Below are 10,396 nucleotides of genomic sequence, written 5' to 3'. Positions count from 1 at the left end.
AGAAAAAGACGGAAAGCTGACAGTTAAGAAAGAATTTAATCAGGGAGATGCAATAGACGAAATAGATTTAGAAAACTTAAAGTTCAAATTTAAAGTTACAGGACCTGAAAGTGAAGCAGGAGTATTTGAAGAGATATTTGAATTAAAGGTGGGAGAATCTAAGACATTAGAAGGACTGTACTATGGTGAATATAAAGTGGAAGAGATTGACAGTCAAAAACTTGTACCAAGTTATAGGCCGGCTTCAGGAGTAGTTAAACTTACTGATGAAGACAGGGAGGCTACAGTAACAGTTACTAATGAATTTGGAGAAGATTACAAACCGAATCTTGAAGCGACTAAGACAGATAATTTAAAGAGCAGGGTAGTGGAAAGAGGAGACAGATTTAAGTACTATATCAACGTTAAGAACACTGGAAGCTTTGATTTAGCAAATGTTAAGATAAGCGATAAAATTCCTAGTAAACTGGACATAGTAAGAGTAAGTCCAAGTTCTGCTGAAGTTAAAAATCAATCGGTAGAGTATCTATTGCCGGAATTGAAAGTAAAAGAGACATTTACTTTAACAATTGAAGTGAAGGTAAATAACAGTGCAAGAGACGGAGATAGAATAAAGAATATAGCTGTAGTGAATAAAAGAGACATAATCGGAAAGGAAATTGAAGTAAGGGATGAACCCGGAGGATGGTACTGGTGGGGCGGAAGTATAAGAAGAGCTACATCAACTTTAAATAGAGAAGAGCACCAGGCTTACTTAATAGGTTATCCAGATGGAACAGTTAGACCTGAAGGAAAAATTACCAGAGCTGAAGTTACTACAATATTCTTTAGATTAATGAAAGATAGCGCAAGAGACAACAACTGGAGCACTGTAAATAATTATAGTGACGTAAGTAAAGATGATTGGTACAACAATGCAATATCTACACTTAGTAATGCAGGAGCAGTAACCGGTTATCCGGATGGTACGTTTAGACCGGATGCAAATATGACAAGAGCTGAATTTGCTTCAATGGCTTCAAAGTTCCTGTTAGATAGAAGTTCTTTGACAAATAATAAATTTGTAGATATAGAAGGAAACTGGGCTGAAAGAGAAATAAACAATCTAATGGAAAAGGGATTGATATCAGGTTATCCAGATGGAAGTTTTAAGCCGGATAAAGAAATTACAAGAGCAGAGGCTGTAACCCTTATAAATGCAGTCTTTGACAGAAAACCGGACAAGTATAATCTGCTAAGCACAATGAAAACTTGGAAAGATAATACAAATACCAATGCTTGGTACTATGCTCAAATTCAAGAAGCAACAAATTCACACGAGTGTGAGAGAGAAAGCAGAAGTCAAATTGAAAAATGGACTAAAATCTTACCTCCAAAAAATTGGGATGCTTTTGAAAAAGAGTGGAGCAAAGGAAGAAGCTAAGCTTCCATTAAAATCAGCTTAAGTGAAAAGATATTTAGAATTTTGGAAATATAAGTATGAAAATTTTCTAAATTACAGTAATATAAAGAGGTTTAAATTAACATTAGTAAATCCTTATAAGTAAACTTCTTAAAACTGGTAAAACCTCCAGATAATTATTATCTGGAGGTTTTGCTGCTGTTAATAATCAATTTGCATTGCATTTATAAGAAAATCAATGGAATTTTCTATACCTATTACGCTGCTGTCAAGGCAGATGTGGAAATTTTTAGAATCGCCCCAAGTACGGTCGGTATAGTATTCATAATAGGTTTTTCTTTTTTTATCCTTGTCATTGATTCTCTTTTTAGGAGATATGTCATTTTCTCCATATACTCTTACAATTCTATCGGCTCTGAAATCCATAGGCGCATGAATATGAACATTTAAGCAATCGTCACGGTTTCTAAGTATATAGTCTGAACATCTGCCTACGATTACGCAGGATTCCTCTTCGGCCAATCTTTTAATAATATTAAATTGAGTTACAAAAAGTTGATTTTCAGCTGAAAGTTGACTATGAACCATTCTTGTATTTATGGATATATTATAGAGAAAGGGATTTGAAAATTTTACCTCTTCTCCGCTCTTAAGCACATATTCAGGATCAAAACCACTTTCCTCTGCAATTTTAGTTACCAATTCATTGTCATAGTATGCGAATCCAAGTTTATCGGCAACTTCCTTTGCTATTGTACGCCCTCCGCTTCCAAATTCACGACTAATCGTTAAAATTTTCTTTTTCATTTTATTACCTCCCATTAACAAAGGTTTAATACTATTATACTACAAATAGGCATTGGTCATATTGTAAGAATCTCGTTTCCAAAGTATAAATGTCGCAATAACTGAGATAGCTTCTGTTATAGGAACAGCTAACCAAATCAAAAGACTGTTGCTAAATATATTTAGTACTAGTAAAGTCGGTACTAAGAAGATACAGGAGCGTAGTAGCGAAATTAATATAGAAGAAGTTACAGAATGTTTTGCAGCCAGCAGATTTGCAGTTATGACATTTATGCCTGTGCAAGGGAAAGTTACAAAGAACAATTTAATAGCTGTAACTGTTGCATTGGTAAGCTCTATATTATTACTGTCAATAAATATTGAAGTAAGTGGTCTAGCCGCCACTAATAGGAATACATAACAAAAGACTCCAAGTGCCACACTGATCTTAAGGGAAAAGTAATAGACGTTTCTAATATCTTCAAAGTCCTGTTGACCGTAAAACCTACTTACAAGTGGTTGTGTACCCTGTCCCATTCCCAGGAATACAGATAGGAATATTAAATTTATATATCCCACAACGCCAAAGGAAGTAAGACCGTCAACACCTATTTTTCTTGAAATAAAGATATTACAGAAAAAGGTCATTAGTCCCAAAGAGAACTCAAGGGAGAAAGAAGGTAGTCCTCCTATTAAAATCTCTTTTATCTTACTCATTTGAAGTTTAAACTTTTCTAAATATAAATCTCCCTTTTTAAGTAGGAAGTGGGGTGCTAATAGCAGGACTCCTGAAACAGGACCCAGTCCTGTAGCTATTGCGGCTCCCGCTAGACCCATTTTTAAAGGTCCCATAAATACATAGTCAAGTACTATATTTACTACAGCGCCAACTATTTGAGTAGCCATGGCAAGAGCAGGTTTTCCGTCATTTCTAATCCAAGTACCCAAAGCGTAGTTAAGCATAAATATAGGTACGAATAAAATAAACCATGTGAAATATTCCACTGCATCTGCATGAATGTCAGGTGTGGCTCCCAATACAGTTACAATTTTTTCTCTAAACAGTAAAGAGAGCACAAGTATAACAACAGATGATACTAAAGAGAACAACAAAGCATGATTGAAATACTCTCTGGATTTTTTTAAATCACCCTTGCCTTGAAATATGGAAATATATATTCCACCTCCTGTGGAGATCATAAGACTAAGTGCAATTAAAATTTCCACAACCGGAACAACAGTAGTAACTGCTGCAAGGGGTTTTGGACCCAACATTTTAGCTACAAATATTCCGTCAACTACAATGTAAAGTGAATTGGCCACAAGGCCTAAAATGCCCGGAATGGCATATTTCAAAATATTTTTTCTGATTTCTTTTTTCATTATATCCCTCCATAGCATATTTTTAATTGTAAATCAGAATAATACCTAAAAAAAAATAGACCTGTGTTGTGAACACAGGCCTATATCACAATCAAAATCCTCGGCAGGAATTTATATATAGATATTAACAATTATAATTTAAGAAGTCAAGCCATAGAAATTTTATAAAATAGAAAAATAAATTAAAAAACCATATGATATAATATTTTAAAAGGAGTAGTTATGAATAGATATATATATGATGAAGTGGAGAAAATGAAGGATAAAATTTCCTTTTCCACACCGGGACATAAGGGCAAAGATATTTTTGATTTTAATTTTAAAAATGACGTTACGGAAACCCTTACAACAGATAATTTATTAAATCCGCAGGGCTGTATTTTAGATTCGCAAAGAGAAATTTCAAAACTATTTGGAGTTGAAAGTTCTCATTATATTGTAAACGGTTCAACAGGAGCTTTACATATTGCCCTTTCATTGGTTACAAAACCGGGCGATGAAGTTTTAATTCAAAGGAACAGTCATAAATCAGTATATAATGCCTTGGTAATAAACGACTTAAAGCCAAGGTACATATATGCAAACTATAATAGAGAATACAATTTAATTACGGGGATTGAACCTGAGGAAGTGGAGAAACAGTTAAGGGAAAATCCGAATATTAAAGTAGTTGTAGTGGTAAGTCCCAATTATTTTGGAGTTTGTTTAAAGATAAGGGAGATTGCCGAAGTAGTACATAGATATAACGGATATTTAATAGTAGATGAGGCACATGGAACTCATTTGAATTTTTCCAAGGGGAAAGATTACTCCGCCATAAATTGTAATGGAGATATTATAGTTCACTCCACACATAAAACCACACCAAGTCTAACACAGACATCACTTCTACACATAAATACTAGGCGGATAAGTTATGGAAAAGTGATGAATGGAATAAATCTTTTTTCAACAACTTCGCCATCTTATTTAATGCTTCAATCTTCCGAATATGCAGTTAAATTTATGGAAGAGCAGGGTTTTGAAAGGTTGGACATAAATGAAGGGTATATAGAAAGTATAAAGAAGAATTTAAAGGGGAGAGTAAAATTTTTAAAAGAGGATTTAAATGATAGTACAGTTGCCTATATGGATCCGAGTAAAATTCTCTTCCGAATCGATGGTCTAACGGGCTTTGACATTGTAGAAAAAATGTTTTTACGTTATAATATAAGATTAGAAATGGGTGATTTATACTATGGCCTCGCTCTTTCCACAGTGGCAGATGAAGAAGAGGACTTTATTGCTCTTGAAAAAGCTTTAGCTGAGATTGCCAAGGAGAGAAAGATAGGGAAAAAAGTTAGTACAGTAGCTCAAATAAGACCTGAAATTATTTATAATCCCAGAGAAACTTTTTATAAAGAGAGAAAAAAAGTGGATTTAAATCAGGCCGAAGGAGAAGTTTCAGCTTCAATTGTGGCAGCATATCCTCCGGGTATTCCCATAGTTTCTTTTGGAGAATTAATAACCAAGGAAATAGTTAAAGAGATAGAGGAATATTTAAAGAGCGGAATAGAGGTTGTAGGCATTTCAAATAATAAGTTAGAGGTAGTTGTATGAGGGGGATTTTTGTAACTTTTGAAGGACCGGACGGCTCAGGTAAAAGCACTATTGCAAATATGGTCTATGAAAGTTTAAAAGATAAAATTGATATTATAAAAACCAGAGAGCCTGGAGGAACGAAAATTTCTGAAAGGATAAGAGATATTATTCTAGATACTGAAAACAGTGAAATGACAGATAGAACAGAGGCGTTGTTGTATGCAGCGTCAAGGGCACAACACGTTGAAGAGAAAATTCTTCCCTCATTGGAAAGAGGACTTACTGTACTTTGTGAAAGATTTGTTCTTTCCTCTATAGCTTACCAGGGCTATGGCAGGGGACTGGGCGAAGAAAATATTGAAACAATCAATGAATTTGCAACAGGTGGTCTCCAACCTGATATAGTATTTTTATTTGATGTGGGAGAAAATCCTTCGGAAAATAGGAAAATAGAACTTGGAGGAGACAGGCTGGAAGTAAGCGGTGAAGATTTTCATAGAAAAGTTAGAGAGGCTTATTCCCTCTTGGCCAAGCGAGATAGATTTTATGTAATCGATGCAACTAAGAGTATAGATGAGGTTTTTAATAGCTGTATGGAAATATTAAAAACAAAACTGGAGGTAAGCATATGAAACTTGTGATATCAATAGTTCAAGATGTAGATGCTGAGACATTAATAGAGGAGCTGACTAAGGAAAATTTCAGAGTGACTAAAATGAGCAGTAGCGGCGGTTTTTTAAAAAGCGGAAATACTACTCTTCTATGTGGTGTAGATGACGAAGATGTAAATAGATTATTTTCAATTATAAAAAACAACTGTAAGACCAGAGAAGTTACTAAAATAGTTCAAACTATGAATATTCCGGGACAGGCTATAATTCCAACTCCGATTTGTGTTAAGGTGGGAGGAGCCATAGCTTTTGTCTTAGATGTTGAAGATTTTAAAAGGTACTAGGTGATAATATGAAAATGTTAATAGCAATTGTACAAGATAAATTTATAGATGATTTAATGGATAGATTTTTAGATGAGGGAATCTATGTTACGAAACTTTCCTCTTCAGGCGGATTTTTTAAAAGTGGAAATACTACACTTCTATTGGGGTGCGAAGAAAGTGAGCTTGATAAAATAGACGGAATCTTTAGAGAAATAACTAAGACTGAAGAACTTCAAGATGAGCGTGGAAAGTTTAAAATCTCCGGAGCAACGGTGTTTGTAATAAATGTTGAAAAGAGTATGAGAATTTAATGTTAATTGATTTTATTGGTAACGAAAGGGTTTTAAAGGAACTTGATAACAACTTAATAAATAGAGATTTATCACATGCGTACTTATTCTTGGGAAGTGAAGGAGTGGGTAAGTTTACTGCTGCCAAGGCCTTTGCCAAGAGAATATTATCCTATGATGAAGATATTAGCTGCGATGAAATAAAAGATTTTGCTCATCCCGATTTAAGGGTTGTGAGAAGTAAGGACAGTATTAAAAAACTTGAAATAGAAGATCTTTTAAATGACGCAGCTAAAAAACCATATAGGGCAAGTAATAAGGTGTTTATTATTGACGGATTTGAAGATGTAACTACAAGTGGTCAGAATGCTCTTTTAAAAACTTTGGAGGAACCTCAGGATTATTTGAAAATCATTTTAATATCCAATAATTTAAAGGGAATATTGCCCACAATAGTTTCAAGGGCTAGGATAATTAGGTTTAAAGAAGTTTCCAATGAACAGATAGAGCAGTTTTTAATAAATAAGGAAAACTTAAATGAAAAAAATGCACGACTTTTTTCAAAGTTGTCTTCAGGCTCCGTAAGTAGGGCGTTAAAATACACCTATAACCCTGAATTTTTAGCTTTGAGAGATAGAAGTATTGAGATACTGGATAGGATTTTAAATGTAAAGGAATTGCCCTTTAAGACATTTTACTTTTTTAATGAAAATAAAGAACAGTTAGATGAAATTTTTAATTTTTTCATTTTATTTTTAAGAGACATTTCATTTTTAGATTTAGGTGTAGATGAAAGATATATTGTAAATATAGATAAGTTGAATTTTTTAAACAAACAGAACATTACAGCTCAAGATGCTGTTTATATAATTGAAGAAATAATTAATACTCAAAAATTGCTTAAAAGTAACACTAATTTTGAACTTACTATTGAGCAGTTTCTCATAAATATAGGAGGAGTTAGATGATAGATGTTGTAGGAGTTAGGTTTAAAAGAAATGGAAAGATTTATTATTTTGATCCTAATTCAACAGGTGCCGACAAGGGTGATGACGTAATTGTAGAAACCATAAGAGGATTGGAGTATGGAAGTGTAGTAATTACAAAATCCATAGAAGAAGAGGAAATTCAATCGGAATTAAAACAGGTTATTAGAATAGCCGATATAGAAGATGAAAGTAAAAATATAGATAATAGAAATAGAGCTAAAGAAGCTTTAATAATTTGTGAGCAGCAATGTCAAAGACACAATTTGGATATGAAACTTATAAATGCGGAATATACCTTTGACAATTCCAAATTGTTGTTTTATTTCACAGCTGAGGGGAGAATTGACTTTAGGGAACTGGTAAAGGACTTAGCTGCTATTTTTAAGACTAGAATTGAATTAAGACAGATAGGAGTTAGAGATGAGGCAAAGACTGTAGGGGCTTTAGGCTGTTGCGGACTTGCTTGCTGTTGCAGTACTTTTTTATCTGAATTTAGTCCTGTATCAATTAAGATGGCAAAGGACCAGGGATTGTCTTTAAATCCCACTAAGATTTCCGGAGTTTGCGGAAGGCTTATGTGTTGTTTGAAATATGAGCAGGATGGCTATGAAGAAATATTAAGGAAGATGCCAAATGTGGGGGAAATAGTTGAAACGGATATTGGCAGAGGAACTGTTGTAGCAACTTATACGATTCAGAAATTAGTTAAAATTGTATTTACAAAGGATGAAGAATCTGAATATCAATTGTATTCTCTAGAGGATATAAAAAGGACAAGAAAATTCAATAGGTCTTTTAAAAACGAAAAATCCGAACTAAAAGAAGAGGAAGTAGACGCTGAAGAGCTAGAGGAACTTGAAAAGGAGTGACAAGTGAAAGGTGAGATTTTTTAATCTCACATTTCATTTTTTTATGAAAATAGATAATATAATAATTAAAATTTGTACGAGAATCAAATTAAATTTGCTAAAGTTTCTTGGAAATACAAAAAGGGCCTACAGCTTTATTAAACTTATAATTTCAATGGTTATAAGCCTTACATTTTCCTACTATATAGCCGACTATCAAATTCCGAAGCTTGTAGCCTTTCTAGGTCTTGCAGGAATTTTATACATATTTTTAACCCTGTTTACCTATATTGGAAAAGCAGCAGTTACTATTTTAAAACGAAGCCACTCTCTAAATATAGTTTTATTTGCCACTTTATACTTTGTGCTTTATAGAGTATTTGGAGATGTAAGCAGGAAGGCGGATTTTGAAAACTGGGTAAACTATCTGGTTCCTCTTGGACTTACTTTGGTGATTTTCATATTTACCAAGTCGCTGGTATCCTTTTTTTACAATGGGAAAAAATTTTCAATTATATTTTTAATTCCCAGCGGAGGGGCACTGGCGCTGATTTTGTTCTTTATGTTTACGCCCGGCAGTTCAGAAAAAAGCGGAATGAATTATTCTCAAGTGGGAGATTTGGATTTAGATACCGAGGCAATTTATTCGTCTAACTATATAGATTATGGACTTGAAAATGAAAATACCATATCTCTTTCTAAGTATGTAAACTATAGGGGCAGGACCAAAAAAATAAGAGATACTGTCTTGGGAAGAGATTTAAGTGAGGTGCCAATAAAGGGTAAAATCTGGTATCCTGAAAATAAAAAAAATTCGCCTGTGGTTTTTATAGTCCATGGCAACCATAGATTAACTGAAGAAAATTATTTAGGCTATAATTACTTAGGCAGATACCTTGCAAGAAGAGGCATTATTGCTGTAACGGTAGATATGAATATGTTAAACGGCTTTATGAAGTATGGGTTGAGAAATGAAAATGATGCAAGGGCAATTTTGCTTTTGGAAAATATAAAGTATATTTTAAGTGAAAATAAAAACAGTGAATCGAAAATTTATGAATTAATAGATGAAAAGAACATTGCCTTAGCCGGACACTCGCGAGGCGGAGAGGCGATATGTATTGCTGAAAATTTCAATAAGTTAAAATATAATCCAGACAATGGAGAAAGCTTAAATTATAATTTCAATATAAAGGGAATAGTTGCAATTTCTCCCACAGTGGACCAGTACAATCCCTCAGGTAAGGATGTAGTTTTAAAGGATGTAAATTTCTTAACTATCCACGGAACTCATGACGGAGATGTAACGGGGTTTGACGGGATGAAACTTTATAATAATACGAGCTTTTCTCAGGGAAGTGATAACTTTAAAAGTGCAATTTATTTAGGGTATGCAAACCATGGCCAGTTTAATGAAATATGGGGAGATGCTGATTCAGATCCTCCTAGAGAATATTTTATAAACAAGGGTGCTCTTTTAGAGGGAGAGGTTCAACAGGAAGTGCTGTGTAAGTATGTTCATAACTTTTTGGAAAACACCTATGGCTTAAAAAGAGATAGAGGTCTTTTTAAAGAGCCAAGTAACTATAAATTGCCGGAGACAGTTTATTATTCCAGATATTCTGACAGCAGTTTTGTGGATATTTGTAATTTTGACGAGGATTATAATATGGCCACTTTTAAATATGGAGAGTCCAGATTTAAAAACTTTTTGCGAATTAGAGAAGAAAGCGTGGAAATAGGGGGATTTGACATTGAAAATACCGCTTTACACTTAAGTTTTAATGGGAAGGGGAACTATGAATTGGTTTTTAATCAGTTTGTAGAACCTAAAAATTATCTTCAATTTGATTTAATGTCCATGGATAAAGAGGAGAGGTTTGAGGATTTAAAATTTAAAGTTGCCATTACTGACAGTTTTGGGAATAGGGGAGTAGTTGATGTTTCAGAGTATATAAAGTTAAGTCCTCAAATTAAAGTAGAGCTTTCCAAACTTCAAAAATTTAATGACAGTTATGACTATAAGGGTTCCTTTGAAACGGTGAGAATTCCTTTAAAAGACTTTATAAAAGATATGGAGTTCAATTTAAATGAAATAAAGTACTTGGAGTTTATTTTTGACGGGGGTTCCAATAGTTCAATCTTATTAGATAATATTGGTTACAGTAATTGAGATTTTA

The 10,396-nt window shown here is 33.6% G+C and carries 10 protein-coding genes; 8 read left to right on the top strand and 2 right to left on the bottom strand.

What is annotated here, in order from left to right; genetic code table 11:
• The coding region (locus EF514_RS10120; protein WP_127725335.1) for an S-layer homology domain-containing protein at window positions 1-1,423 on the top strand (1,423 nt) is incomplete at its 5' end.
• A gap of 180 nt (window positions 1,424-1,603) precedes the next feature.
• Here EF514_RS10120 and EF514_RS10115 read toward each other — a convergent pair.
• Both EF514_RS10115 and EF514_RS10110 read right to left on the bottom strand, forming a co-directional pair.
• Window positions 1,604-2,209, bottom strand: coding sequence for a cytidylate kinase-like family protein (locus tag EF514_RS10115; RefSeq protein WP_127725334.1), 606 nt, complete (start codon window positions 2,207-2,209; stop codon window positions 1,604-1,606).
• A 39-nt stretch (window positions 2,210-2,248) separates the two neighbouring features.
• Window positions 2,249-3,571, bottom strand: coding sequence for an MATE family efflux transporter (locus EF514_RS10110; protein WP_164845590.1), 1,323 nt, complete (start codon window positions 3,569-3,571; stop codon window positions 2,249-2,251).
• A gap of 222 nt (window positions 3,572-3,793) precedes the next feature.
• Here EF514_RS10110 and EF514_RS10105 point away from each other — a divergent pair, with 222 nt between their 5' ends.
• The 7 genes from EF514_RS10105 to EF514_RS10075 are packed head-to-tail and all read left to right on the top strand — an operon-like array spanning window position 3,794 to window position 10,389.
• Complete coding sequence (locus tag EF514_RS10105; protein ID WP_127725332.1) at window positions 3,794-5,170, top strand: aminotransferase class I/II-fold pyridoxal phosphate-dependent enzyme; 1,377 nt, start codon at window positions 3,794-3,796, stop codon at window positions 5,168-5,170.
• Window positions 5,167-5,784: a dTMP kinase gene (gene tmk, locus EF514_RS10100; protein WP_127725331.1), complete on the top strand. Its 618-nt coding sequence runs from the start codon at window positions 5,167-5,169 to the stop codon at window positions 5,782-5,784. The genes EF514_RS10105 and tmk overlap by 4 nt, the downstream gene beginning before the upstream one ends.
• Window positions 5,781-6,107: a cyclic-di-AMP receptor gene (locus tag EF514_RS10095; RefSeq protein ID WP_127725330.1), complete on the top strand. Its 327-nt coding sequence runs from the start codon at window positions 5,781-5,783 to the stop codon at window positions 6,105-6,107. The genes tmk and EF514_RS10095 overlap by 4 nt, the downstream gene beginning before the upstream one ends.
• Window positions 6,108-6,115: 8 nt before the next feature.
• Window positions 6,116-6,400, top strand: a complete 285-nt coding sequence (locus EF514_RS10090; protein ID WP_127725329.1) for a cyclic-di-AMP receptor — start codon at window positions 6,116-6,118, stop codon at window positions 6,398-6,400.
• A complete protein-coding gene (locus EF514_RS10085) occupies window positions 6,400-7,347 on the top strand; it encodes a DNA polymerase III subunit (RefSeq protein WP_127725328.1) in 948 nt (315 codons plus the stop codon). The genes EF514_RS10090 and EF514_RS10085 overlap by 1 nt, the downstream gene beginning before the upstream one ends.
• Entirely contained in the window at window positions 7,344-8,237 is an 894-nt protein-coding gene (locus EF514_RS10080) for a PSP1 domain-containing protein (protein ID WP_127725327.1), read from the top strand. Before EF514_RS10085 ends, EF514_RS10080 begins: the two co-directional genes overlap by 4 nt.
• A 43-nt stretch (window positions 8,238-8,280) precedes the next feature.
• Window positions 8,281-10,389 carry an alpha/beta hydrolase family protein gene (locus tag EF514_RS10075; RefSeq protein WP_127725326.1) on the top strand — a complete coding sequence of 703 codons (2,109 nt, stop codon included), beginning with the start codon at window positions 8,281-8,283 and terminating at the stop codon, window positions 10,387-10,389.
• Window positions 10,390-10,396 lie beyond the last annotated feature (7 nt).

It is taken from the genome of Anaerosphaera multitolerans (assembly GCF_004006535.1).
Taxonomy (GTDB): domain Bacteria; phylum Bacillota; class Clostridia; order Tissierellales; family Peptoniphilaceae; genus Anaerosphaera; species Anaerosphaera multitolerans.
Note: the sequence above shows the minus strand (reverse complement) of the source record. Positions and strands in the feature narration are given on the sequence as shown.